This is a genomic window from Chitinophaga alhagiae (assembly GCF_003568665.1).
GTDB lineage: Bacteria > Bacteroidota > Bacteroidia > Chitinophagales > Chitinophagaceae > Chitinophaga > Chitinophaga alhagiae.
The window spans coordinates 1,291,449-1,316,438 of record NZ_QXMH01000002.1 but is presented as its reverse complement, the minus strand read 5'-3'; the positions used below and the strand labels follow the sequence as shown (position 1 = coordinate 1,316,438).

The 24,990-nt window shown below is 54.2% G+C and carries 19 protein-coding genes; 4 read left to right on the top strand and 15 right to left on the bottom strand.

Translation table 11 applies throughout. The annotated features are described in order from the left end of the window. Window positions 1-415 precede the first annotated feature (415 nt). From D3A97_RS16340 to D3A97_RS16270, 14 genes are all read right to left on the bottom strand, one after another. Window positions 416-934, bottom strand: a complete 519-nt coding sequence (locus D3A97_RS16340) for a hypothetical protein (protein ID WP_119079527.1) — start codon at window positions 932-934, stop codon at window positions 416-418. Window positions 935-1,016: 82 nt separating this feature from the next. Beyond that, window positions 1,017-1,187 (bottom strand): CPCC family cysteine-rich protein, encoded by a 171-nt coding sequence (locus tag D3A97_RS25365; protein ID WP_198674015.1) that lies wholly within the window; start codon window positions 1,185-1,187, stop codon window positions 1,017-1,019. A 32-nt stretch (window positions 1,188-1,219) separates the two neighbouring features. Then, entirely contained in the window at window positions 1,220-1,594 is a 375-nt protein-coding gene (locus tag D3A97_RS16330) for a DUF7674 family protein (protein WP_119079526.1), read from the bottom strand. A 454-nt stretch (window positions 1,595-2,048) separates the two neighbouring features. Next, window positions 2,049-2,393, bottom strand: a complete 345-nt coding sequence (locus tag D3A97_RS16325; RefSeq protein ID WP_157986584.1) for a hypothetical protein — start codon at window positions 2,391-2,393, stop codon at window positions 2,049-2,051. A 570-nt stretch (window positions 2,394-2,963) separates the two neighbouring features. Next, on the bottom strand, window positions 2,964-4,139 hold the full coding sequence (locus D3A97_RS16315) for an MFS transporter (RefSeq protein ID WP_198674014.1): 1,176 nt from the start codon (window positions 4,137-4,139) through the stop codon (window positions 2,964-2,966). Window positions 4,140-4,146: 7 nt separating this feature from the next. Further along, the gene (locus D3A97_RS16310) at window positions 4,147-5,316 is read right to left on the bottom strand and encodes a glycoside hydrolase family 76 protein (RefSeq protein ID WP_119079523.1); all 1,170 of its coding nucleotides are present in this window, start codon (window positions 5,314-5,316) and stop codon (window positions 4,147-4,149) included. An 82-nt stretch (window positions 5,317-5,398) separates the two neighbouring features. Further along, complete coding sequence (locus D3A97_RS16305) at window positions 5,399-6,601, bottom strand: glycoside hydrolase family 76 protein (RefSeq protein ID WP_119079522.1); 1,203 nt, start codon at window positions 6,599-6,601, stop codon at window positions 5,399-5,401. 25 nt (window positions 6,602-6,626) lie between these two features. Continuing rightward, window positions 6,627-7,772: a SusE domain-containing protein gene (locus D3A97_RS16300; protein ID WP_157986583.1), complete on the bottom strand. Its 1,146-nt coding sequence runs from the start codon at window positions 7,770-7,772 to the stop codon at window positions 6,627-6,629. A 38-nt stretch (window positions 7,773-7,810) separates the two neighbouring features. Next, the gene (locus D3A97_RS16295) at window positions 7,811-9,415 is read right to left on the bottom strand and encodes a RagB/SusD family nutrient uptake outer membrane protein (protein ID WP_119079520.1); all 1,605 of its coding nucleotides are present in this window, start codon (window positions 9,413-9,415) and stop codon (window positions 7,811-7,813) included. A 21-nt stretch (window positions 9,416-9,436) separates the two neighbouring features. Next, window positions 9,437-12,529, bottom strand: a complete 3,093-nt coding sequence (locus D3A97_RS16290; RefSeq protein ID WP_119079519.1) for a SusC/RagA family TonB-linked outer membrane protein — start codon at window positions 12,527-12,529, stop codon at window positions 9,437-9,439. Between the two features lie 60 nt (window positions 12,530-12,589). After that, the gene (locus tag D3A97_RS16285; RefSeq protein WP_119079518.1) at window positions 12,590-14,914 is read right to left on the bottom strand and encodes a GH92 family glycosyl hydrolase; all 2,325 of its coding nucleotides are present in this window, start codon (window positions 14,912-14,914) and stop codon (window positions 12,590-12,592) included. Between the two features lie 205 nt (window positions 14,915-15,119). Next, window positions 15,120-16,886, bottom strand: a complete 1,767-nt coding sequence (locus tag D3A97_RS16280) for a class I mannose-6-phosphate isomerase (protein ID WP_119079604.1) — start codon at window positions 16,884-16,886, stop codon at window positions 15,120-15,122. A 15-nt stretch (window positions 16,887-16,901) separates the two neighbouring features. Further along, entirely contained in the window at window positions 16,902-17,819 is a 918-nt protein-coding gene (locus D3A97_RS16275) for an ROK family protein (protein ID WP_157986582.1), read from the bottom strand. Between the two features lie 77 nt (window positions 17,820-17,896). Continuing rightward, complete coding sequence (locus D3A97_RS16270; protein ID WP_119079603.1) at window positions 17,897-18,628, bottom strand: GntR family transcriptional regulator; 732 nt, start codon at window positions 18,626-18,628, stop codon at window positions 17,897-17,899. A 150-nt stretch (window positions 18,629-18,778) separates the two neighbouring features. On the opposite strand from D3A97_RS16270, the gene D3A97_RS16265 reads away from it, so the two are divergent. After that, window positions 18,779-19,909, top strand: coding sequence for a glycoside hydrolase family 43 protein (locus tag D3A97_RS16265; RefSeq protein WP_119079516.1), 1,131 nt, complete (start codon window positions 18,779-18,781; stop codon window positions 19,907-19,909). A 5-nt stretch (window positions 19,910-19,914) separates the two neighbouring features. Here D3A97_RS16265 and D3A97_RS16260 read toward each other — a convergent pair whose 3' ends face one another. Further along, complete coding sequence (locus tag D3A97_RS16260; RefSeq protein WP_119079515.1) at window positions 19,915-20,700, bottom strand: AraC family transcriptional regulator; 786 nt, start codon at window positions 20,698-20,700, stop codon at window positions 19,915-19,917. Between the two features lie 146 nt (window positions 20,701-20,846). On the opposite strand from D3A97_RS16260, the gene D3A97_RS16255 reads away from it, so the two are divergent. From D3A97_RS16255 to D3A97_RS16245, 3 genes are read left to right on the top strand one after another with little or no spacing between them, the layout of a single operon-like run. Continuing rightward, window positions 20,847-22,178, top strand: coding sequence for a TolC family protein (locus tag D3A97_RS16255; RefSeq protein ID WP_119079514.1), 1,332 nt, complete (start codon window positions 20,847-20,849; stop codon window positions 22,176-22,178). A gap of 6 nt (window positions 22,179-22,184) precedes the next feature. Next, complete coding sequence (locus D3A97_RS16250) at window positions 22,185-23,249, top strand: HlyD family secretion protein (RefSeq protein ID WP_119079513.1); 1,065 nt, start codon at window positions 22,185-22,187, stop codon at window positions 23,247-23,249. Next, complete coding sequence (locus D3A97_RS16245; protein ID WP_119079512.1) at window positions 23,242-24,831, top strand: MFS transporter; 1,590 nt, start codon at window positions 23,242-23,244, stop codon at window positions 24,829-24,831. The genes D3A97_RS16250 and D3A97_RS16245 overlap by 8 nt, the downstream gene beginning before the upstream one ends. Window positions 24,832-24,990: the final 159 nt, after the last annotated feature.

Sequence of the window (24,990 nt, the reverse complement as noted above, 5' to 3'; positions counted from 1 at the left end):
AATGCCAATAAGGAACTGGGGCATTGTCCTGGACCAGTTTTTAACTATTTTTGAAAGCAGGATCAGGATATAGATCCTGCTACGAACTCCGATTTTTGAAAACTTACACAGTTACTGAGATAGTCCCGGTCTTATGGACCTCCGGGCTTTCCTTCTATTTTCCTCCCTGCGCTAAAAAAGGCAAAACACCAGTCTACGAAACTCACATAGCTTCTACATTCTATTCCTATAGGATGATGTGCTTTTCTTCGTTGTTTCAGAGAATAGCTGCTCGTTTGCGGTGGTTCATCTTACATGGACAGGAACAAAAGACAAAACCGGCAAATATCCAACAACTGAATTTTATGAAAACTTTGGGGAATTCCGACTTACAAGAATGGAACCTGACAGTTTAGATTGGTAATGATTATTGGGCTTAAACCTCCACATCCAACAATGGATAAACCTTCTCCTTTATAAATTCACGGCTGAGCCCATCCGCCAGTTTCAATTTATCAAGCCTTTTATTCAACTCTCCTATCACTCTCAATCTTAACTGCCCGGCAGCTGCATCATTTGTAGATGAATTATCGTATACTAGAATACAAAGGGCACTCATTAATGCCGCCGTTTTATAATCAGAAAGGGGCATCGTATCCAGCACCTCCAAAATGATATTGAGGTTTTCAGCTTCAGCCAGCACAAGATCATCGTCATACGCCGAAAAATGCAATTCCTCGTCCTCTGCCCATTCCTTCAGCAACGCAAGATCAGGGGTTGGCGTTTCATAAGATCTCGAAAATAAGGTGGAGGAACATATCTTGCAAGTTGCCCCCAACCGCTCATCAATATCAACCAGTATAAAAGCTGCCTCACTTCTGGTGACTCCAATTTCATCCTCATGGCCACAGTCAACACATTTTCTGCTTATTTTATAAGTACCTTTTTCCGGCATAACAGATCATTAAAAAATTACAAAGGATTCCAGTTGGGGGCCCTCTTGTCGTTATTCGTAGGTTTCTTACAAGCTCCGAAGGCTATAAGGTTTTGCTGTGCCTCCTCAAAGAAACCCCTGTTCGCCCCCCCTGATAGTCCGGCTCGCTGAATTGATGTGGATCATCCTCCCAAAAACATATCGGGCAAATTTCGTATCCCCCTCTTTCTGACAAAGTAATATACCCACAACAAGGGCAAGTCGAATTTATCATTCAATTAGATTATGGAAGAAACAATAATATGGTCATATGATACCATACAACCTATCCACCACCTTGATCTCCCCCTCCCCAATACGTAATACAATTAACCCCCTTATTTGCTCATATACCTCTCTCCTAACCCACTGCGGCATAACAAGCATCGTTTCTTTCTGATCGCCCAAATGCTCATAAAACGAAACTCCAGCGGCATTCCACAGCTTCTTTTCCTTCTGCTGAAGGCACCATTCCGCAAATTCATAACAGGCCTTCAGCTTCACATCATCCCCAGCTTTGTGAGCAGCAATAGTCTCAGCCAGTAATTCGGAGAAAACCTCATAAATGGAAACGTCTTTACTCTCGAGCTCAGTTTTTAAGTGGGGCAGGCATGTTATCGCTTTTCTTCTCCATACACTCATATCGATTTGAATTTTCTAAGTATCATTTTAAGAATCAGCCGTCCAAGTCCCAATCTATACCAAAAGACCATTTTCCACTATAACCACCCAAACGGAGATATTTTTCCATTATAACCCCATTTTAGGCGACCATTTTCCATTATAACTATCCCCATGTCAATATTTTTCCATTATAACCCAATTTTTGACAATAATTTTCCATTATAATTTCCAAAACCCAAAAATGTTTTCCTGTTAACAAACCAGTTTGCACCACAACTCCTCAAAAGCCAACGGGCTAACGCTTCCCAACGCCGGCCAGTCAGCCTATCATTTTAATGTCGAAAAAAAGCCCAATTTTCGACACCACCGCATTTATATGTCGAAGCATTCGACATAAAACCATTGATATGTCGATTTTCCAGATCATTTTCGACATCAATACGCTCAACGCGTCGCACGAAGCCGTATTGTATCACCTTACTATCACCTTATTCTTATCCCCCTCCTTCCATTGTTGCGCTAATGTATAATGAACCGGGTCTTTAGATGGATATACATCACCATAAGACCAAATTTCCAGGTAGTCAATCAAACCATCTGATACAACAATGGTTGCATCTGCCGCAATATCAATCTCGTCCGACTTTATCAATACTCCATTCACCCTGGTATCCTTTACACCAAACCTATATTTTAATCCTTGTTCCTTAAGTTTAAAACTTACAAAAACCCCCGAACCCGTATATTCAAACTTTTCTTCCTCTATCCAGTCTGCCTGCTTCTTGATTAAAATATACTCATCATCGTCGTCTAACAATAGCGTAATTATATCCCGTAAATATTGTGACCGTACCATCATCTTTTGTTAAAATTAATAATGTCCCCTATGCTTCTTGGGAAGTACCGGAAAATATCCCCGCTACCTACACCCCACCTTCCGAAACTCATCACCTCCCGACAAATAAATAACCGCCGGAAACGAAGTAACCCCCACCTGGTACTTCTCCCTCCCCCCACCCGAAAACTTCAACACCATCACCGTCACCTTCTTCGGAATACTAAACCGAGACGCTATCCGCCAGTTCCCCTGCAAAGTCTCCCCCAACCGCACCCACTGAAATGTACCATCTGCCCTGGTCATCAGGCTACCAGCAGCCGTATCACGCGCCTTCCAGCAGCCGGTATAGTAGTCAGTATAATATTCATGGGTGCTCATGTACGCATAGTTAGGCAGGGAATCCGTCTGCGCATTGGCCGCGCTACAACAAAATAGCAAGAAACAAACCAGTTTCATAAGAAGGGCGTTTACCCTAAATATACGCAAAACAAAGCCGGGAGAATGGTAAAAACCCATCCCCCCGGCTTCAAGAAACATAACCAAGCTACCTTACCGCCCCTTCGCCGCCAGCCCCCAGTGGTACAAGCAGCACACCAGCAACACCGCCACCGCGCCCCACTGCGCCCCGGCCGCATCAGAGGCCACGCCCATCAAAAACGGGAAAATAGCCCCGCCGGAAACGCCCATGATCAGCAGGCCAGACACTTCGTTGGAGCGTTCCGGCTTCCGTTGCAGCGCAAAGGAGAACAAGATGGAAAAGATGTTAGCGCAGGCAAAACCCGCCAGCGCCACGCCGAAATAGATCACCCCGGCGGTGGAGGCGAATAGCAGCACTATCATAGACGCTACGGCGGCCACCGAAGAGATTAAGTAAAACCGGTGCGCAGGCCATTTAGCCAGCAGGATAGCCCCCAGGAAGGTGCCCGCCGTTTTGAACACAAAATACAGGCTGGCCACGTAGCCCGCCTGCTCCAGGGCCATGCCGGTGCGCTCCATCAATATTTTGGGGGCGGATACGTTCAGCCCTACGTCTATGCCTACCAGGGTGAGAATGCCGAGGAAGTAGAAGAATATCTTCCCGTCTCCCAGCAAGGCAAAACACTCTGCAATGGTGGAGGTGTTTTCTTTCCGGTCGTTTTCCTGCAGCGGCGTGGCGCTCAGCCAGAGGAAAGAGAGCAGGGTGATGCCGGCAAATACCGGGAAGAGCCGCTGCCAGTTATGGAACTGGGCCACGGCAATGGCGGCAATGATGGGTCCCAGGAAGGAAGAGATAGCCTTGATGAACTGCCCGGCGGTGAGGCTGCTGGTGAGCCGGTCTTTACTCACCACGTTGGTGAGCAGCGGGTTGAGGGCTACCTGCAGCAGGGTGTTGCCGATGCCGATGAGGGCAAAGGCGGCCAGCACCACAGGCAGCGTGTAAGAGAGCATGGGCACCAGCAGCCCTATGCCGGTGACCACCATGCTGAGCTGTACGGTGCGTTTGCGGCCTATCCTGTTCATGAGCATGCCGGTGGGCACGGAAAAGATCAGGAACCACAGGAACACGGCCATGGGCAGCAGGTTAGACAGGGTGTCTGACAGCGCAAAGTCTTTTTTCACGTAGTTGGTGGCAATGCCCACCACGTCTACAAAACCCATAATAAAGAACCCGAACAGGATGGGCGCCAGTTGCAGCACGCTGGTTTTGGCGGGCGGCTGCGGTATGTTGCTGGTTGCTTGCGTCATAGCAATATTATTTTAAGTTGAGCAGGGCCATGCGGGCGTACAGCTCTGCAATGCAGGCCTCATCCAGCAGCCATTTGGGTTTGCCGGCTTCGTCTCGCGCATCCGCCCAGTTGTGGTTGAGCAGGCCGTAACGGTCGCGGTTATGCCAGGCATGGTCTACCCTGGCAATGATGGCTTTCAGGTACTGCGGTTTTTTATCTACTTCGTACAGCGCGGCGTAGCCGCGGAACAGTACGGTGGCAAACCAGGGCAGGTCGCAAAATTCGCTGCGCATGTCTTTTTGCGGTTTGCCGAAGTAGTGATACGCTGATTCCGCGGTTTGCCGGGCGTCTTGCAGGTATTGTTGCTGCCGGGTGAAGCCGTAGAGCATCACGGCGGCTTCCAGCATGGAGCCGGAGTTGTACGTATAATACGTTGGGTTCACGATGCCGGTGGCGGTCTTAATATCGTTTGCGTATAAACCGGCGGAATCACGCAGGTGTTTGTTCATCCACTCATAATACCGGATGCCTTGCTGCAGGTAGTACGGCTCTTTGGTGGCCTGGTATAGCTTGAGGGCGGCCAGGGTGGCCATGCCGTTGCTGCAGGCGGGCTTCTGGTCTGCATGCCCTTCCAGCCAGGTGACGCCGCCGCCCAGCACGTCCGTCCACCCGCTCATGATGAAGGTGAACACTTCCTTGGCTCTTGAAAGATACACCGGGTTGCGGGTATTTTCATAGGCTTCGGCGTAGTCTATGGCCACCAGGCCGTTATCGTCATAATACCGGTCTACCTTTTCGAACTTTACAGGGTAGGCTTGGTAACCGGCGGGGTTACGGCCCGCATCCCGGTACTGGTACATGGCGGCCATGGAAGAGTCTACATACGGCTTGTACACGACCTTTTTGCCGGGCAGCCGCATCATGATGCTGGAGGCGGTTACAATGCCGCTGAGCGGCCAGAGGTAGCTCACTTCCTTTGACTGCACGTTCCCGTCCTGCATATAAGTGAGGGAATCTTTATGCTGCTGCGGGTAATATTCTGAAAAAAGCCCGTGCTGCGGTACGCGGTACAGCGTCCATACCCGGTGAAACATTTCCGTGGCCCTGCGCTGGTACTCGGCGGGGGACTGCAATTGCTGCGCCGCCGCGGTGAGGGCCATGCCGGTCATCGCTATACTGAATAACATCCTTTTCATAATTCCGGTTTGAATGCGGCTATCCCAAAAGCCTGTTCTTGTTTATGCTATTCCCTGGTTTATTTTTTAGCCAGCCGTTCGTTTATTGTTCGTTTTTCCAAATAGAGAGCCTGGCGTAGATCTCTACCATACCAATGTGCGTCAACAGGGAGTAATACCTGCCCACGTCTGAGCCTGACCAGTCTTCGTAGAACTGTTTGGTGTCCGGCAGGCGGGCGTGCTGCCAGGCGTAGTCTACATTGGCCGCCAGGGTGTTGATGTAGGTGGCGGCGGTTGCGTCTGCCTTGTACAGCTCCAGGTAGCCGCGCAGCAGCACGGCGGTAAACCATGGGTCGTGCGGCGTAAAGAAGCGGCCCAGGCCGGACACTTCGCGGGTGAACACGTTGTAGGAGCCCTGTGCCCAGGTTTTGGCGTCTGCCAGGTAGGACTCCTCACCGGTTATTTTGTACAGCAGCGCGGCGTTCTGTATCATGGCGCCGGAGTTGTACGTCCACTTGGCGTAGTTGATGCTGCCGTCTTTGATCCAGATGGAGTTCCAGAAGGTTTTGTCTGCAGGGTCAAGCATATACTGTTTGACCCAGTTGTACCAGCGTTTGGCGGAAGTAAGATATACCTCGTTCTTGTCTTGCTGGTACAACTGCAGGGCCAGTGTGGCGGAAAGAGCGGTCACGTTGGTGGCCTTGATATAATTTGGATCGTCTGGATGGTTGCGCACACCTTCGTTCCAGTGCAGGCCGCCGCCTGCTTCGGGCGTTTCTCCGGAGGCGCAGAACTCGTAGCAGATCTTTGCGTTCTGCAGCAGTTGCGCGTTGCCGGTTACGTGGTAGGCTTCCAGCATGTCTATACCGGTAATGGCGTTATCGTCATAAAACCTGTCCGCCAGGCCTTCGCTGACGGGCACGGACTGGTAAGCAGCGGGCGTTCTGGACGCGTCCAGGTAGCCTTGCATGCCGGCCAGGGTGGTGTTGTAGTAACCCTGCGCCGCTTCGTCCGTATAACCGGCCTGCTTCAGCAGCGTGGCGGCGGTGAACATGGCGGAGTACGGCCAGAGGTAGGCATACTTCGGATCTCCCGGCTGGGCGGGGAAACTTTCGCGCACGTAGTGGCTGCCGCCAATGCCGTAGTTCTTGTATATATCTTCCAGCGCCTGGCGGGCCTTGAGCTTGTAGGTGAGCTGCACGCTGGTGGTATCTCCTTCCACCTTCACCGGCACGTCTTCCCGCTCTTTGTAACACCCGGTAAGGGTGATGGCCGCGGCTGCTATCATTAAAAAGATCGATCTCATGTAAATGGCTTTAATAGTCCAACAATTAATGCACGGTGAGCAGGTAGCTGTAATCTTCCTTGGCGCCCAGTTGCAGCGTAAAGTCTCCCGCTTTGCCGTCTGCACCGGCGGGGTACTTGTACGTGTAATCCCACTGTGAATTATCTACCGGCACTACCTGGTAATAAGCGGCGGGGGTGTTGGCATCTGGCGGCGTGGAGTTAGACTGGTTCACGCTGCCATAATACATGGCGCCGGGTGTGCCGCCCGCGTCCGCGGTGAGGAACTGGAACTTGAAACGGTCATCTTTCCAGCTGCCGAAGTCGTAGTAGGCAATGGGCACGTTCTTGGCTTCCCAGGTGCCGTTGCCGGCGTAGGTGAGCTTGCCGATCACGTTGTTATATGCGGAAGCAAATATGCCCGCATCTGTGATCTCCACCATTTCAGCGGCGGCGTTGGCAAAGTCCAACCGGATGCGGTAGATCTTTTCGCCGGTTTGCTGGTTCTCCCCGCCTTCCTGCATGCGGGTGCCCTGGATGGAATACGTAACGGGCGTGCCGCTGTTGCGGTCCGCAAAGAAGAAAGCGCCGTCTTTCAAACGGGTGAAGATCTCGAACACGCCGTCTGCGCCCAGCTTCATGGCCTGTGCATTGGCCAGATCCGCGCCGCCTTCGGAGGCTGCGCCGGTGATGAATACATTGGCGGGTATTTCCGTGAAGCCTGCGGGCCGTTCTATGACGATCACGCGGGAAGAGTCTGCCCGTTTTTCGTTGAGGCCTTTGCTGGCTATCACCGTCCACTGCAGGGAGCCGCTGGTGGAGGGCTGGATGCCGGCTTTGCTGGCAATGCTGTTCAGCACTTTATGAGACAGCGAGAGCGAGTTCTGCACGCCGTTGCCGTTGGAGGCCACGGTGTAAATGGGGCGCTGAAAGTCGCCGCCCACGGTGTCAAACGCTACTTCGTACATCACCAGGCTGCCGTCTTCCGCACGGGCGGCGCTCCATTCAAAGTTCACCACGGCGCTGGTGGCGGGCTGCAGCTTGAAGTATTTGCCCACTTCCGGGTAGTACAGTTCCTTCACGGTGGAAATGTTGCTGTTGATGGTCTTTTCCTTTTCGCAGGAAGCGAAGGTGCCGATAACCGCCAGGGCGGCTACGATGCTGTATATGTTGAATTTGAAAGTATGTTTCATGACAATGTCTTTTGATGATTTGTTGATATAGGTTATGATCACCAGCCGGTATTATTCGGCAGCAGGTTTTTGTTCATGTCAATATCTGCCTGCGGCACGGGCCAGCGATAATGTTTGCTGGCGTCAAACACACGGCGGTCTACCACCAGGTGGCTGCCGCCTACCTGCATGCCGTAGAGCGTGCCGTTCATCACGGTTTCGGCTATCTTCCAGCGGCGAATGTCAAATACCCGCTGGCTTTCCAGGGCCATCTCCGTACGGCGCTCGCGGCGTACCAGGTCTGTGAGGCCTGTGTTGCCCAAACCGGCGTAATTGGCAAAGTTGAGGGCGGCCGGGTCTGTAAAGCCGGCGCGCTCCCGGAGCGGGCGGATGGTCTGGTTCCAGGTGGCTTCGTCCAGCTGGCCCAGCATGGCTTTTGCTTCGGCATACATGAGCAGCACGTCTGCATAGCGGAAGAGGATCAGGTTGAGGCCGGAGTTGTTGTTGCCATCTGCCGTACGGTCGTAGTACTTGCGGAAGTAATAACCGGTTTTGGAGGCGTCTGCCTTGTCTACCGCATTGTCTCCCGTGCCGGGCGCGGTGCGGATCACCACGGTTTCCCCGCGTTTGGTGATGAAGGAAGAACCGTCGTGTATAATGGTGGCTTCCAGCCGCGGGTCCCGGTTGGCGAAGGGGGCGTTCTCGTTGTAGCCGGAACCAGTTTCGTGAATGCCCTTGCCGTTGGTCATTACAAAATCATCTACTAAAGATTGTGAAGGGGCCATGCCGCTGATGAGCACGCCTTCGCTGAAAGGGATGAAGAAGCGCTGCATGGACTGTGTTCTGTGTACAGGCACGTACTCCATGTTGAGGATCACTTCGCTGTTGTTCTCGTTCTCCGGCTGGAAGATGCCTGCAAAGGACGGGAACAGGGTGTAGGTGCCGTACGTATCTGTCATGATCTCCTGCAGCGCGGCGGCGGCTTCTGGCCACTTGCTGTCATACAGCAACACCTTGGCCTTCAGCACGGCGGCGGCGGCTTTGGTGATGCGGCCTTTATCCGCGTCTGCGTATTCGGTTTTGAGGGGCAGGGCGCCGGTGATCTCGTTCAGCTCGGCCAGCACGTAGCTGATCACTTCGACTTTGGCGGTGCGGGCTATGTTGAAGCTCTCATCGTAAGAAATCTCATCTTTGATGAGCGGCACATCGCCATACCAGTTCACCAAATGGAAATAATGGAACGCACGGATGAACCGGGCTTCTGCCTGGTAGCGGGCTTTCAGGCCGGCGTCCAGCTCAGGTACCTTGTCTATATTGGCCAGCAGGTTGTTCACGTTGCGGATGCCGCCATAGTGAAAGGCCCACTCCCCTGCCACGCGGTTGGTACGGCCATCGTACGCGCCGGCGGCAATGCTTTGCGCGGCGCCGCCGTTCACGGAGCTGGAGCTGAAGGAATTATCGCTGAGACTTTCGTTGAAGAAATAATAATCATCTGAATACATGCCTGCATAGCAGTTGTTGAGGCTCTCCGCCGCGGCTTCCGGCTTTTGCCAGAAGGTGAGGTCTGTATCCTGGTAAGATGGCCCCAGGTCCAGCTTCTTGCACCCTGCCGCTCCAAGCAGCAGCGCCCCCATCACTATTGTACAATACTTTCTTATCCTCATAATAAGATCATTTAAACGTGGTTAAAAGTTGATGTCCAGCCCTACCGCCCATACTTTCTGCACCGGGTAAATGCGGCCGCTGGTGGCGCTGCTGAGCTGGTTCAGGTTGAGGGTATTGTTAAACTCCGTCAGTTCCGGGTCAAAGCCGTTCTTCATACCGGTAATGGTAAGCAGGTTTTGCCCGGTGAGGTATACCCTCACTTTCTGAATTTTAGCCCTGTTGGTAAGGCTGGCGGGCAGCGTATACCCTACCTGCGCGTTCTTCAGCCTGGCGTAAGCGCCGTTCTCCAGCCAGAAGGTGGAATTGGCGTAGTTGTTGACAGACGCGGTGCCGATGGTGAGACGGGGATAATCCGCGTAGGGATTGTTAGGCGTCCACCGGTCTTTGTGCTGGGAATACACGTTGTCCCAGTTGTTGTGGAACGCCTCTACCCCTTCACCGCGCATGTACACATTCCTTTTACCCACACCCTGAATGAAGATGCTGGCGTCAAACCCTTTCCAGGTAACGCCGTAGTTCAGCCCGAAGGTGAAACGGGGGAACGGGTTGCCCATAATGAAGCGGTCGTTGTTGTCTATAACGCCATCCCCGTTGCGGTCTACGTACTTGATATCTCCCGGCTTCACTTCGTTCACGAAGGCAGGCTTGGGACTGTTCTTGATATCTTCCAGGCTCTGGTAAAAACCTGCGGCCTGGTAGCCGTAGTAGGAGCTGATGGGGAAACCTTCGCGGTTGATGTACGTCACGTCTCCCTCCTGGATGAACGTTCTGCCCTTGAAGTCAACAATCTCGTTGAGGTTGTCTGCCAGGTTGGCGCCAATGGTATGATTGAACTCCCCGGTTTTGGCGCGGTAGTTCACGGCCAGCTCAAAGCCCTGGTTCTTTATTTTACCGGCGTTCTGGAAGGCGGGCGTAGCGCCGTAGAGGCCGGGGGCGGGCAGTTGCAGCAGTATGTTATCTGTGATCTTGTGGAAATAATCGTAGCTGATGGTGAGCCGGTTGTCCAGCATGGTCAGGTCAAACCCGATGTTGGCGGAGTTGGCGGATTCCCAGGTGATCACCGGGTTGCCCACAGCAAAGGAAGTACCGGCCACGGGCAGGTTGTTGAAACCATACATGTTGCTTACGGTAGTGTACACGTTGAGGTACCCGTAGTTGGAGATGATCTGCTGGTTACCCAGCTGGCCCCAGGAGCCGCGCAGCTTCAGGTCTCCCACCTTCTGGCGCACCGTTTCCATGAACGGCTCGTCCGTTATACGCCAGGCGGCGGAGAAAGACGGGAAGAAAGCGCCGCGGTGGCCTTTGGCAAAGCGGCTGGAAGCATCGTACCGGAAGTTGAACTCGAAATAATATTTGTTATTGAACGCATAGTTCAACCGGCCGAACACGGAGTTGAGCGCCCACTGGTCTATACGGGTATCGTACGTATCGTTAAAGCCGGTGAGGGTTTGGGTGCCGGCGGTAGAATCTCCGGTGGTGTTGTCTACGTTGAGGCGGCGGGTTTGGCTGTACTCGTTCTTCCACCCTTCTGTAGCGTAACCGAGGAGGCCTTTTACTTCGTGTACTTTATTGAAGGTCTGATCGTAATTGAGCAGCGCCTGGAAGTTGTCCTGTATGCTGCGGGCATGGTTCACCGTTCTGCTGCTCTGGTTGTCTGAGCCGGAATACGGCGTATAGTCAATAGAGCGGCGGAACTCGTCCATGTTGTTCACGCGGATGTCCGCACCATACACCACTTTGGCGGAGAGGTGTTTGGTGATGGCGTATTCCGCATTGGCCATGTAGTTGTAGCTGTCATTGTTATACAGCCGGCGGCCGCCCTGCTCCAGCTGCGCCAGCGGGTTGTTGGACGCGGTGGGCGCCAGGAAGTAATGGCCGGCAGTATCTTTTATCGGGTAGATGGTAGGGATGCGGATGGCGGTAGAGATCAGCCAGTCTGAATAGTAGGCATGCTCCCGTATCTTTTGTTTGGCATAGGCAAAGTTACCGCCCAGCTTTAGTTTGCCCAGCTGCGTGCTGAGGTTGGCGCGGCCGTTATACCGCTGGTAGCCGTAGTTAGGGCCGCGGTAGAGGCTGTTCTGGTCCAGGTAGCCGCCGGATAACAGGTAGGATACCTTACCAACTGCGCCGGTAACGCCCAGGTTGTGATTGTGCTGTAATGCGGCGGGGCGCATCACTTCGTCCATCCACCATTTCTCCGTGCCTTTCTCCCCCTGCCGGCGGATCTGCTCTGGTGAGAACTGAGCGGTTTGGCCGGAGTTCACCAGCGCTTCGTTCTTCAGCTGCATGTATTCCACGCCGCTCACCGGCTTGATGAGGAAGGTAGGCTGCTGCGCGCCGGCAAAACCGTTGTAGGTAATGCGGGGCACTTTGTTGAGCCGGCCTTTTTTGGTGGTAACGAGAATAACGCCATTGGCGGCGCGGGAGCCGTAGATGGCGGAGGAAGCGGCGTCTTTCAGCACGCTGATGCTCTCAATATCATTCGGGTTGATCAGCTCCAGCGAGCCGGGCACACCGTCTACCAGTATCAGCGGGCTGGAGTTGTTCACGGTGCTCACGCCGCGCACGTTGATGTTCATAGCGGCACCGGGCTCCGTGGCGTTCTGCTGGATGATGAGGTTGGGCGCCGCGCCTTGCAGGGCCTGTACGGCGTTGGCAACGGGCTTGCCCTCCAGCTCTTTGGCGGTTACCACGCTCACGGCGCCGGTGAGGCTGGTGCGCTTCTGCGTGCCGTAGCCTACCACCACCACGTCAGTCAGCGTGCTGCTGGCTACGCTGAGGGATACGTTCAGCGGGCCGCTGACGGGAATGGCCACCTCCTGTGAGGCGTAGCCGATGGAGGAGAATACCAGCAACTGGCTGCTGTCGGCAGGAATGTTGAGGGAAAAGGTACCTTCTGCCGTGGTGGCCGTACCGGTACCGGTGCCTTTGAGAGAAACGGATACGCCGGGTATAGGCTGTTTGGTGGCGCCGTCCGTAACGCGGCCGGTAACGGTGCGCGGCTGCTGGGCATGCGCGCTGCCGGCCATGGCGAGCAACAGCAGCAATGCCATCAATGGCCGGCCGTTCTTCCGGAAGAGCCGCTCTGCGATAACGTGACAATAAGCGAACATAGGCTTAATTTTTTGTTTGATCAGATGTGGAATGTGGTTCTTATCTCATGCTTTGCTGCACTAAAAGGCGGCAGGTCTGTCTGACAGTTCGTACTCCAGCTTTCCTCCCCGCGTCAGCTGCTCGAAGGGAATGGAATTGCGCCTGAGCTTTTTACCGTTGAACGTGGGCCGGTGCAGGTAGATATTGGCCGCACTGTTGTTGCGTGTTATGATCTCCAGCTTGTCGCCTTTGTAGTATTTCTTATTCAGTTGTATCTCTACCTTATCGAAAATGGCCGAGCCGATCTGCATCTCCGGCCGCGCCGCCGCGCCGCCCTGCACGTCAAACAGGCCAATGGCGCTCAGTACGTACCAGGCGCCCAGCTGGCCCTGGTCTTCATCCTGCCCGTAGCCGTAGCCGTGAATGCCTTCCGTACCGTAAAACTCGTTACAGATGGCGCGCACCCACTTCTGCGTGAGGTGCGGCTTGCCGGAGTAATTGAACATCCATGACATTTGCAGGCAGGGCTGGTTGCCGTGGTTATACGGCGCGCTCAGGCCGGAAAAGGCATCTATGGTAGTGCCGCCGCCAAAGGTGGTTTGCTGCGCGGCGGTAAAAATGCTGTCCAGCCGCTTGTTGAACTCCGCCTTGCCCATTTTGGCAATGAGGCCGGCGGGATCGTGCGGTACGTAGAAAGAGTACTGCCCCGCGTTCCCTTCCTGGAAACCGCGCCAGGGCTCTGTAGGCTTGAAGTTGTCTACAAAACTGCCGTTGGCGTAACGGGGGCGCATATACTTCGTAGCCGGGTCAAAAATGTTCTGCCAGCTTTTGGAGAGTGTCAGCAGGGTGTTGTAATCATCCTTCTTGCCCAGCTTTTTGGCCCATTGGGCTACGGCGTAAGCGCTGAAAGAATATTCCAGCGTATGGGAGCCGGAGAAGCACCACTCGCCCGCCGCCGGGTCTATGTGATCTACATAGCCGTATTTGCGGAAGCGCTCCACGTCGTCTTTCCCCGCGCCTTCCGGCCGGCCCTCATAGCCTATCTCGTTCTTGAGGGAGGCGGCATAGGCCTTGGCCACATCAAAATCACGGATGCCGTAGTTGTACGCACCGGCCATTACCAGGCTCACAAAGTTGGTACCCACGCCGGACACATATTTGCTGGAAGCAATGCCGTCTCCCAGCCAGCCGGCATCGTTATACACCAGCAGCTGGCTGCTTACAAAGTCCGCATAATATTCCGGGTACGCCAGCGCCCAAAGCGGCGTCAGGTTCCAGAACGCGCCCCAAACGGCGTCTGTATTGTAGTGGTTGTGTGCGGGAACACCCTGCGCGTTGAGGGGTATCTGCCCCACCCCGCCAGTGTTCTTGGGATAAGCGCCGTTCACATCACTGGCCAGGCCGCGACCAAGTACGGCGTGGTACAGGCCGGTGTAGAATTTAACACGGTCCGCATCGGCGCCGCCGGTTACAGTGATGCGGCCCAGGTAGTCATTCCACTTTTGGCGGGATTGCTGCCTGGCCTGCTCAAAGCTCATGTTGGCGGCCTCTGCCTGCATGTTGCGGCGGGCGTTCTCTATAGATGTATAAGAAAGGCCCAGGCGCACGGTAACGGCCTCCTGGTCTTTTGTGTTAAAGGTGAGGTACAGCCCCGCGCCTTTACCGCTAATGTCTGTAGCGCCGGGCGTTTGCGCTTCACCCCGGAAGGTGCCTATAGCCGCGGGCTTTTTATCTGCCACGGCGGAAAAGTACATGGCCACCTCCGCGCCCTGCTGGTACTTCTGTACATACGCGGGCAAGGTGATCACATAGCCTTCAATGCGGCCATCCGGCGCCAGGTATACGCGGGCGTCTTTTACTTCGCCACTCTCCCCCTGTTTGTTGCCAATGTCGAACAATATATGTGAATCAGCACCGGCGGGGAACGTGAACCGTTGAAAGGCCACGCGCTCGGTAGCGGTTACTTCCGCCCTGATGCCGTAGCGTTTCAGTTGCACAGCGTAGTAACCCGCGGTGGCTTCTTCCTGCGCGCGGTCAAAAGCGGAGCGGTAGCCGGAGAGCGAGTCTTCCAGCTGGCCGGGCACTGTGACCAGTGGCCCTTTGGTAGGCATCAGCGATACGCCGCCCACCTGGAACTCGTGAAAATTGGGGAACCCTTCAATAGAGGTGTGCCGGTAATCATACCCCACCGCTTCCCAACCGTTGGGGTTGCCGTAATGCCCGTTGGTAGACGGCCCCGGCTTTGCCATGCCGAACGGCGAAGCGCCGGGCGCAAAGTGGAACCAGCGGCAATGCGCCGTACCGATCAACGGGTCTACGTAGCTGACCCAATCCTTCCTTTCCTGCGCGCTCAGGGATGCTGTAACCAGCAGCAACAACCCGAGTATCCAATTTCCTTTTCTCATACCTGCATTGTTTTGTGATGATGACTGTCCGGGAACCTACGCTCCCGGACAGTTCCGGTTTTTATTTTACAAAGGCCTTTACCGTGGCGCTGCCTTCACTGATGATCTTTTGCAAGGCCTTATTCCTGTTTACTTTACAAAGGCTTTTACCACCTTTGCGGTTCACTGCCTTCGCTGGTGATCTTTTACAAGACCTTATTCAGGTTTACTTTACAAAGGCCTTTACCACTTTGGCAGTGCCGCCGCCTTCGTTAATGATCTTGTAAGACCCTGCCGCGGCAGGTACCGCAAAGGTTTCCGCATAGCTGTACCGCTGGCGGAAGCCGTTGGCGGTCTCCACCACCACAGATTCACCTTCTACCAGCATCAGCACGTGGCATTTGCCGTTGGTGTCTACCGTGATGTTTTTAGCAAACTCCATCCTGTGTACATCATAAAAATGTTCCGCATGGGTGGGCGCATGCACCAGCTGCCAGCCTTCTCCCTTATCAATTACCTGTTGTTTGGAGATCAGCTCCTCCTCTACCTTGGCGCCCTTGCGGCTGAAATCCAGGTTATTGAAAGCATGGTCTATATTGATGGGGCGGGGCTTACCGTTGAGATCAAGCCGCACCCAGTCATACATCTTGAACGTAAAAATGTAAGGCGTAGCGCTGATCTCCAGCACCAGGTTGTCTTTCCCGGAGCTGTGTACCGTGCCGTTGGGGATGAGGAAAAAATCGTGCTTGTGAGCGTTGAACACCCGCACGTACTGCTCAATGTCAATGGCGGTATTGGTAGCCACGCTGTCTTCCAGCGCCTGGCGGAAAGCGGCGGGATCAATGTTCTCCTGGAAGCCGAGGTATACTTTGGCGCCGGGCTTGCAGTCCAGCATGTAATAGGTCTCATCCTGCGTGATGGTTTCCCCGAACTGCTCCCGGATGTATTGTACACGGGGGTGGCACTGGATGGAGAGGTTGCCGCCGTCAAAGGTATCGAGGAAGTCGAACCGGATGGGGAAGTCTATGCCGAAGCGTTGCTCATCTTGCCCCAGCACGTCTTTGGCGTGTTTCATCATCAGCCAGTCAAACGCAATTTCCAGCAGGTGGCCGTCGCTTTCAAACACCAGCCCGTTTTCCGGTACTATCATTTCAAAAGACCAGGCGTAGTTCACCTCTTCCTTGTTCAGGCCGGGTATCTTTTCCTTCATCCAGTCCCCACCCCAGGCGCCGGCCTCAAACCAGGGCCGCACGCGGAAAGCGTTTTGCGAGAGGTATTGCAGCCCTTCGCTGATAGCCGCATGGGTAGCCCAGGCAAGCTGGTCTTTCCACTGGCCGTCCGCGATCACGTCTATGCGGGAGAGTATCTGTTGTTTGTGCGCATTGAGCAGCACCCAGTCTACAAAGTAGAAACGTTTGTAGGTTTCCTGGTTATCGTCCCACGCCTGCTTGCCCAGGTTGTTGGCCGTACGGGCGCGCATGCGGTATTGCAATTCGTTCTTGGGCAGGTCTATATATACTACCGGCGCATCAAGCCCGGTGAGCGCCGCGCCCACGCCAATTACGAGCGTAATGCCTTCAGCGGCGGGCTGTATGTTGCGCAGTTTTTCTGTATCAAAAAGATCTGCTAGCGTGATGGACGCTTTTCTGCCCCATACGGTGCCCTTTTCCCCGAGGAAAGGCGCTACCAGCGCTTCTATGTCCCCGGCAGGTTTCATCAGGGTGGAAGTGCATACCACGGTTACGGCTACACCCGCAGCCTCCAGCTCCCGCTGCAGGGAGCCGGCTATATACTCCCAGTCGTTACCAATATATCCGTCTATCAAAATAACATTCCGGCCGGTCATCCATTTAGCAAGACTGGCATATCCGTTGTGGACCTTGCCTGCTCCCAGCCGGGCAAAAGGGTACATGTCATACGTACCCGCCGCGGGAGGTTGTTTCTCTGCCGTTGTGGCCGGCATCAGGGGTTGGGTTGTTTTTCTCCAATTCATGATGGTGTTCATTTTCTATCGCGCATTATTGTTGGTAACGAGTATCGATTTGCATATCCAGGCAGCGCCGGAGAGGGCCGAGTTCTCCCCGCGGTTGGAAATATGTACAGTGGTGTTGATGTTGTTTTGTTGCAGGCAGGTTTGCAGCGCCGGTAAAAAATAAGGGTGCGCTTTGCGGATGTTGCCGCCTATCACCAGCCTTTCCGCCTCAAAATCTTTCAGCCAGGGCGCCAGCACTTCACCCAGCGCATGGCCCATTTCTGAAAACAGCGCCAGCGCCGTAGCATCCTGCTGTTCCGCGAGGTCCGCGATGTTCTTCACTTCACCCAGGCGCTGGCCCTTGCGCTGCTGGTATTCATTGAGCAGCCAGCGGGAAGAGATGTAGTCTTCCGCAATGCCCGCTTTGTAAGGCAGGTGGTAGATGTATCCTTCCGGCGGTATGCCCTTGCCTTCATGCAGGATCATATTGTTATGCAGGAAAGTTCCACCCAGGCCGGTGCCCAGCGTAACGGCCACTATGCGGCCGCAGCCCGCTCCTTCTCCCGCCCATGCTTCGCCCAGGGCAAAGCAAGACGCATCGTTCTCGAAATAAATGCCGCCTTCAAAACCTAAAGAGGCTTTCAGCGCGGCCCTGATGTTCATGCCGTACAGGGACTCATACTTGGCCACGCCCTTGATCTGCGAAATGCCCTCCGGGTAATCAAAAGGCCCCGGCATGGCAACGCCGATGGCAGCTGCTTCTCCGTTGGCGGCGGTGAGCACATGACCAATGGCCTTGCTCCACCGGGTGAGAATATCCCTTGCGTCCGCACCGGCGTTGACCGGCTCCTTGTACTTGGAACTGTCTACCACCGCGCCGTTGGCCAGGTCTACCAGGGCGGCCGTAATATGTGAACCACCTATATCCGCACCGATCACATAATTATTGTTCATATGTTTGAACATATTAAAAATGAAGAAAAAAATATCCTTTTCCTGCACGGAGCAAAAAAAGGAGATCACATAAAAGATCAGCTTTCTGACCTTATCTCAATAGAATAAGTGAATTTGTCTGACCGGTAATAACCTACGTTGTATTCAATAGGCCTGTCTCCCGGGTCGTACACGAAGCGCTCCCTGAAGAGTACGGGGCACTTGGCGTCTACTTCCAGTTTTTTGGCTACACTGCCCGCCGCCAGGGCGCTGATGTGCTCGCTGGAGCGCACCACCACAATGTCGAACTTTTCAGACAGGAGCTGGTACAACGGACGGTTCAGATCGTCACTTGCTGTAAGCGTGATACGAGGATGGAAGTAACTTTCAAAGTAAACGATGGGCTCACCGTCTACCCCTTTGAGTTTGCTGAGTTTGCAGATAGGCGTATGGAGCGGGATGTTGAAAAAACCGGCCATCTTTTCATCCGCCTTTACTGTTTCGAGCGAGAGCAGCAGGTTGGATGTAATGATGCCCCGCTTGGACATTTCCTTGGTAAAGCTCTGCCAATCCTGCAGGCTGGTGGAAAGCTGCCGCTGCGCTACCTTGGTGCCTACCCCCTTCTTCCGCGCCAGCAAGCCTTCATATTCCAGCTTGTTGGTGGCCTGGCGGATGGTGTTGCGGGAAACGCCCAGCCGGTTGGCCAGTTCCACTTCCTTGGGCAGAAAGGTACCGTTCTGGTACTCCGGCTGGCTGATCAGCCGCCGCAGCAGTTCCTCCACTTGTATATGGAGGGGCAATTTGCTCTTATGGTCTATCTTTAAACTCATGTATGAATGTTCAAACATACTAAAGTTCCGGAAGATTCACAACCCTTTTCCAAAAAAAAATTTAAATGGCGCGGGAGGAGGGGTTTCCCCGCCCCGGATTTCAATTTGTAACTTCTTGCGGTTATATTTGACCGTAAAGGATCTACTACCATGAGACGAACCATTATTCCCTTTCTGCTGGCATTCACCCTGTATGCCACCGGGTCTTCCGCACAGACCGGCCGCACCTACCAGAACCCGCTGCCCGTTGAGTTTGGCGACCCGTACGTGCTGCATGTTAAAGGTGACAAATATTATATGTACGGTACCGGCGGCGCGGCCAAACACGGGTTTGCCGCTTATTCCTCCACAGACCTGGTGAACTGGAAAGATGAAGGCCAGGTGTACCACGCAGCTAACCCGAACGGCTGGAGCGATTCTACCGCCGCCTGGAACGGCGCTTACTGGGCGCCGGAAGTATATGCGTACAAAGGGCGGTTCTATATGTTCTACAGCGCGCAATGGAAAAACAATCCCGGCAAGGAGCACGAGAACTTCCGCGTTGGCGTGGCCGTGGCAGACAGTCCTACCGGGCCGTTCACAGACATCCACAACAAGCCCGTATTCGACCCCGGCTACCCGATCATTGACGCCAACGTGCTCTTTGACAAGAACGGCAAGGTGTACCTCTACTACTCCCGCTGCTGCTACAAGCACTCCGTAGAAAGCGAAGTGGCCGCCTGGGCCAAAAACAAGGGCTGGTTTGACGCCATAGAAGAAAGTTGGGTATACGGCGTGGAGCTGAAACCCGATTTCAGCGGTGTAACAGGCGAACCGGTGCTGCTGCTGCGCCCCCCGGTAACAATGAGCGACAAACAGGCGGAATGGGAAAGCCGCTCCGTTACCTCCAAAGAAGTGAACCGGCGGTGGACGGAAGGCTCCGTGGCTTTCAAAAAGGGGGATACCTACTATATGATGTACTCCGCCAACTACTTTGGCGGTAAAAACTACGCCGTGGGCTACGCCACTGCCAAAAGCCCGCTGGGGCCGTTTACCAAGGCGGCCAACAACCCTGTATTGCAGAAGAACGTGGAGCAGGGCGGCGTAGTGACCGGCACGGGCCATAACAGCATTACCTACTCCCCCAACGGCAAAGAGATGTTTTGCGTATACCACGCCCGCACATCGGCAACAGGAGATAAACGTGTTGTTTTTATTGACCGGATGAAGATACTGAAGAACGGGGCGCTGGTAGTAGAAGGCCCCACCACCACGCCGCAGGCCGTGCCCGCGGGCAGATAACCTCCCTACCCTTTCCGGAGGTCTGTAGGCCTGGAATGGGTAAAGGCATAAAAGGTATTGCTGAAAGAGCCTATGGAGTCATACCCTACCTGGAAGGCAATGTCTGTGATGGACTTGTTGGTTTTCAATATCATTTCAATGGCCTTCACCATCCGCAGCGTTTTGACATACTGCAGGAAAGAAATATGCAGGTGGGACTGAAAGAGCCTGGACATGGAGCGCTCGCTTATATTGAAGCGGGCGCTCAGTGTTTTCAGGGTAACGGGCTCGCCAATGTTCCGCTCCAGGTATTTGATAATGGGCTGCATACGTTCGTCTTCCGTAATGGGCAGTATAATGGGCAATGCATTGTTGTTCAGCTGCGGCAGCAGCTTTTTAAGTGCCACCAGGAACTCGAAGTTGTAGTTCTTTTGATTGATATGCCTGCCATCCCACTGCTCTGTATGGTTGATCATCTGTATCAGCAGTTCGCTGGCGGGGTAAATGCCCAGCTGGCTGTAGAAAGGATGGCCTTCATCATCTGTGGCGTAAAAATACAGCGATCTTAATACCGTGGCCGAATGGCCGATGCGCAGGACGTGGGGCATGCCTTTCGGTATCCAGAAGTAATGCCGGGCGGGCACCACATAGGTTTTATAATGAATGGTGATGTAGGCAATACCGCCTTCCACATAACTCAGCTGCCCCTTCCGGTGGGTATGCAGCGGAATGAGTTTCTCGGACTTTTCATGCATGACAAAAACAGCGCGGGGCTGTTTGTCAATATCCGGCAATGATGCAATTAATCCCATAAAGCTGTTACCGGCGCAAAGGTAATTACACGCAAGCAAATCCCCATTTTTAATTTTGGCCGGATCGAATAAAAAGATGGCTATTGTAGTATAATGGCACATGTTTCCGCACCGTAGCTTTGCGCTCCAAAATCGAAACACACAGTATGCGGAAACTTCCAGTTCTGCTTTCCCTGTTGTATTTGCAACAGGTTTCCTTTGCCGGCAACGGTTTGCCACCGGGCAACAAAGAAGACACACTACACCTCACCCTGCAGGAAGCATGGCAAAAAGCGGAAACCCACAGCCGCCTGGTAGCCATCAAAAAAAAGGCCGCGGCCATCACCGCGGAAGAGATCAAAGACGTGCGGATGGAACGCTACCCGGAGCTTGGCCTGAAAGGCACCGCCGAAAAGGCCTCCAACATCCCCATCTACAACAACGGCCTGTTCTCCAAACCCTCCCAGCATGAGGTGATCCATACGCTTTACAAAGTGGGCGCAGACCTTTACCTGAACATCTACCACGGCAACAAGCTCAACCTGAAAATGGAAGAAGACAAAACCCTCCACCAGATCAGCCTTATTCAAAAAGACCAGGCAGTGTCTGACATACGGTACAAAACGGCCGCCCTGTACCTGGACCTCCAACGGTCCTTCATCTTCAAAAGCCTCATCATACAGGATATTGCAGACCAGGAAAAACAGTTGAAGGAGATCAAGGCCTTTCACAGGAACGGCACCGTATTGAAAAGCGACGTGCTGCGGGTGGAGCTGGACCTCTCCCGGCGCAACATGGCGCTGGTCACTATTAACAACGATATCCTGATCATCACCCAGCAGCTCAACATCATTCTCGGCGAGCCGGACGAGCGGGTGATCTTCCCCACCTCCGCCAACCCGCCGCACAACGAGCACGCGCCCTACGAGCACTACCTGGCCGAGGCCCTTCATCATTCCTTCCCGTACCATATATCGGAAAAACACACGGAACTGAGCCAGCTCCGGATCAGGCAGGTAAAGGCCAACGTGCGCCCGCACCTGGGCATATACGGCGATTTCTATTACGCCAACCCGCAGATATTCCTCTTCCCGTACAACCCTTACTGGTACTCGCTGGGCGTGGCCGGGCTGAAAGCCACCTTTCCCCTCTCCGCCATTTACCACAACGTACACAAGCTGCGGGCGGCCAGGCTGGAGTTTGAAAAAGAAGAAGAAATACATAAGGATACGGAAGATAAAGTACGGCAGCAGGTGAAAGCGGCCTACCTGCGGTACAGGGAAGCGCTGGTGCAGATCGGCGTGGCGGAAGTGAACGTTACGCAGGCGGAAGAAAATGCGCGGATCATCAAGAACACCTACTTCAACCAGACCTCCCTCATCACCGACCTGCTGGACGCGGACATACAGGTGCTCCAGTCGCGCTTTGAGCTGGCCGCCGCGCGCATCACGGCGCAGAACAGGTACTATTTACTCCAAAACATCACTGGCGTTCTATAAAATACAATGAAAAAGAAATACGCTGTTACAGACAGACTGATCACAAGGGTAACCGGCTGGATATCCGGCATTATTGTTATTGCACTGGCCATCTGGGGCGTGTACACGCTCTGGGGCTATTACACCTACGAACAAACAAACGATGCGCAGGTACAGGAATACATCAACCCCGTTATTTCCAGGGCAGGCGGCTTTATTGTGGCCGTAAAGTTTGAAGAGAACCAGCTGGTCAGTAAAGGCGATACGCTGCTGCTCATAGACAACCGGGAATACGTATTGCAGGAGGAACAAACCAAAGCCGCCATCCAGCGGTCTGAAGCGCAGCTGCTGGTGCTGGAAAGCACTATCCATACGCTGGATAGAACGGCCCTGGCCGCCCGCGCGCAGGTGGCGGCCGCCAAGGCAAAGGTCTGGAAACAGCAGCTGGACTATGACCGTTACCATCAGCTGTACCAGGAGGAGTCCGCCACCAAACAGCAGCTGGAACACATGCAGGCCACGCTGGACGTGCATGCCAGCGATCACCAGGCCGCGCAGGACAACTACGGGGCCGCCGTTTCGCGCATTGCGGACATCAGGGCGGAAAAAGCGGTGGTGCTGGCGGAAATAACGCGGTTAAAGGCCCTGCTGAAACGCCACCAGCTGGATGTGAGCTACACCGTGATCACCGCCTCCTACAACGGCAGAATGGGCCGCAGAACGGTGGAAGCAGGGCAAATGGTAGACGCAGGGGAAACGCTGGCCTTCATTGTCAACAACGAAACAGATAAATGGGTGGTGGCCAATTACAAGGAAACCCAGGTAGCACATATGCAGGTGGGTGACTCCGCCGTAGTGTTAGCCGATGCCTTCCCCGGCCGAACGTTCAACGGCACCATCATTTCCCTGTCTCCCGCCACCGGCTCCAGCTTTTCGCTGCTGCCGCCAGACAACTCTACGGGCAACTACGTCAAGATAGTACAGCGCGTACCCGTGCGCATCCGCATAGACGGCGCCAGAAAGGAAACAGACGCGCTGAAAGCGGGCATGAACGTAAACGTCTACATCCCCAAACAACAACATCGTGACTAGCGGCATTCCTATATTCAGGCATTGGGCGCCGGAATGGCTGATCAAGGTCATCCTCTTTTTGGTCATACTGCCCAGCATGGTGCTGTTCTTCCTGCCGCTGGCAAACGTCAACGCCGCCGCCGGTTATTACGGCAGCGAGCCGGCAGACATACAGTTTGCCGTAGCGCTTTTTTACGCGGGCTATGCAGGCTTCTACAGCCTGGAGCGCCGGTTTTTCACCTACCTGGCCGCCAGGGAATACTTCATCCTGATCACCTTCCTGCAAATGCTGGCCACGCTGGCCTGCTACCTGACCCATGAGGTTTGCATCCTGTTCCCCGTACGGTTTATACAGGGCATGTTGTTCTCCTGCACGGTGAACCTCTCCCTTGCGCTCATGTTCACCCGCCTGCGCAGCGGGCGGGCCAGGGAAGTCAGCTTCTCTGTTTTCTTCGGGCTGCTGCTGTGCGCCATCCCCTTCAACAACTTTATAACGGCAGACCTGATAGACGCTTATAACTTCAACATCGTTTACAAAACGGCGCTGTTTTCCTTCCTCCCCTGCCTCATCCTGCTGCGGCTGACCATGAACAACGTACGGCTCAACGTTCGTTTCCCGCTCTACAAGCTGGACTGGCAAAGTTTTGCCCTCTACAGCACGGTGCTTTGCCTGGCCGGTTACATCATGATCTACGGGCAGGAATACTACTGGCTGGAAGATGCCCGCATCCGGTACAGCACAATAGCCATTGCCGGCCTCACGGCCATTTACCTGCTGCGGCAGCGGTCTATGAAACACCCCTACATAGACCTGCGGATATTCCGGTCCCGCAACTTCAAAATAGGATTGCTGGTGTTGTTCGTGATGTACCTCTGCCGGTTTGCGTCCGGCATTGCCAATAACTTTTTTGCTACGGTATTCCGTTTCGACCCCATGCATGTTTCGTACATCAACCTGTTCAACCTGGCAGGGCTGGTTACCGGCGTTATCATAGCCTGCTGCATGGTATTGCAGAAGAAACGGATACGCTACACCTGGCTGCCGGGGTTCCTGTTGTTGCTGGCGTTCCACGTGCGCATGTTCTTCCTTTTTGATGTGCAGGGCGATGCGCATAATTATTTTATACCGCTGTTCATCCAGGGGCTGGGCGTAGGGCTGATCATGGTGCCTACTATCATCTACGCCATTTCTTCGGTGCCGGGGGCGCTGGCGCCGTCTGCCTCCGCTGTCTGCCTGGCCGTGCGCTACCTGGGCTTTTGCGTCAGCATCAGCCTCATCAACTATTTTGAGCTGTGGGGAAAGAGCAGGCACTACAATGCCTTCCAGGACCACCTGACCATAACAGACCCGATGGTGAGGCTGAACTTGCAGCAGCAAACGGAGCGCCTGGCGGCAAAAGGCATGGCGCCTCGGCAGGCGGCAAAGGCCGCTCACAAATTGCTGGTGCAAGGGGTCAACGGGCAGGGGCAGCTGCGGTTTGCGATGGACTATTACGAGCTGATGGCCTGGCTGATAGTGGGCATGCTGTTGCTGGTAGCCCTTTTCCCCTACCTGAACAGAACGGTGGTGTACCTGCGGTCAAGACGGCTTTCTCCTGCGTGAGCCAACGCTTCAGGCTACCTTGGCGGCTGCCGGGCGGAAATGAACGAGTACAAGATCATATTCCCTATGGAGATGGACCTGAAGAATGACAGCCTGAGATGGCTATTTCAGGGAGCTGGCAATAGATAGTGAAACTTTTTGCAATACAATGAAACTTTT

Coding starts and splice junctions, on each gene's coding strand:
- D3A97_RS16340 (WP_119079527.1), bottom strand. CDS start 934: ATGCCGGAAAAAGGTACTTATAAAATAAGCAGAAAATGTGTTGACTGT.
- D3A97_RS25365 (WP_198674015.1), bottom strand. CDS start 1,187: ATGATAAATTCGACTTGCCCTTGTTGTGGGTATATTACTTTGTCAGAA.
- D3A97_RS16330 (WP_119079526.1), bottom strand. CDS start 1,594: ATGAGTGTATGGAGAAGAAAAGCGATAACATGCCTGCCCCACTTAAAA.
- D3A97_RS16315 (WP_198674014.1), bottom strand. CDS start 4,139: ATGACGCAAGCAACCAGCAACATACCGCAGCCGCCCGCCAAAACCAGC.
- D3A97_RS16310 (WP_119079523.1), bottom strand. CDS start 5,316: ATGAAAAGGATGTTATTCAGTATAGCGATGACCGGCATGGCCCTCACC.
- D3A97_RS16305 (WP_119079522.1), bottom strand. CDS start 6,601: ATGAGATCGATCTTTTTAATGATAGCAGCCGCGGCCATCACCCTTACC.
- D3A97_RS16300 (WP_157986583.1), bottom strand. CDS start 7,772: ATGAAACATACTTTCAAATTCAACATATACAGCATCGTAGCCGCCCTG.
- D3A97_RS16295 (WP_119079520.1), bottom strand. CDS start 9,415: ATGAGGATAAGAAAGTATTGTACAATAGTGATGGGGGCGCTGCTGCTT.
- D3A97_RS16290 (WP_119079519.1), bottom strand. CDS start 12,529: ATGTTCGCTTATTGTCACGTTATCGCAGAGCGGCTCTTCCGGAAGAAC.
- D3A97_RS16285 (WP_119079518.1), bottom strand. CDS start 14,914: ATGAGAAAAGGAAATTGGATACTCGGGTTGTTGCTGCTGGTTACAGCA.
- D3A97_RS16280 (WP_119079604.1), bottom strand. CDS start 16,886: ATGAATTGGAGAAAAACAACCCAACCCCTGATGCCGGCCACAACGGCA.
- D3A97_RS16275 (WP_157986582.1), bottom strand. CDS start 17,819: ATGAACAATAATTATGTGATCGGTGCGGATATAGGTGGTTCACATATT.
- D3A97_RS16270 (WP_119079603.1), bottom strand. CDS start 18,628: ATGAGTTTAAAGATAGACCATAAGAGCAAATTGCCCCTCCATATACAA.
- D3A97_RS16265 (WP_119079516.1), top strand. CDS start 18,779: ATGAGACGAACCATTATTCCCTTTCTGCTGGCATTCACCCTGTATGCC.
- D3A97_RS16260 (WP_119079515.1), bottom strand. CDS start 20,700: ATGGGATTAATTGCATCATTGCCGGATATTGACAAACAGCCCCGCGCT.
- D3A97_RS16255 (WP_119079514.1), top strand. CDS start 20,847: ATGCGGAAACTTCCAGTTCTGCTTTCCCTGTTGTATTTGCAACAGGTT.
- D3A97_RS16250 (WP_119079513.1), top strand. CDS start 22,185: ATGAAAAAGAAATACGCTGTTACAGACAGACTGATCACAAGGGTAACC.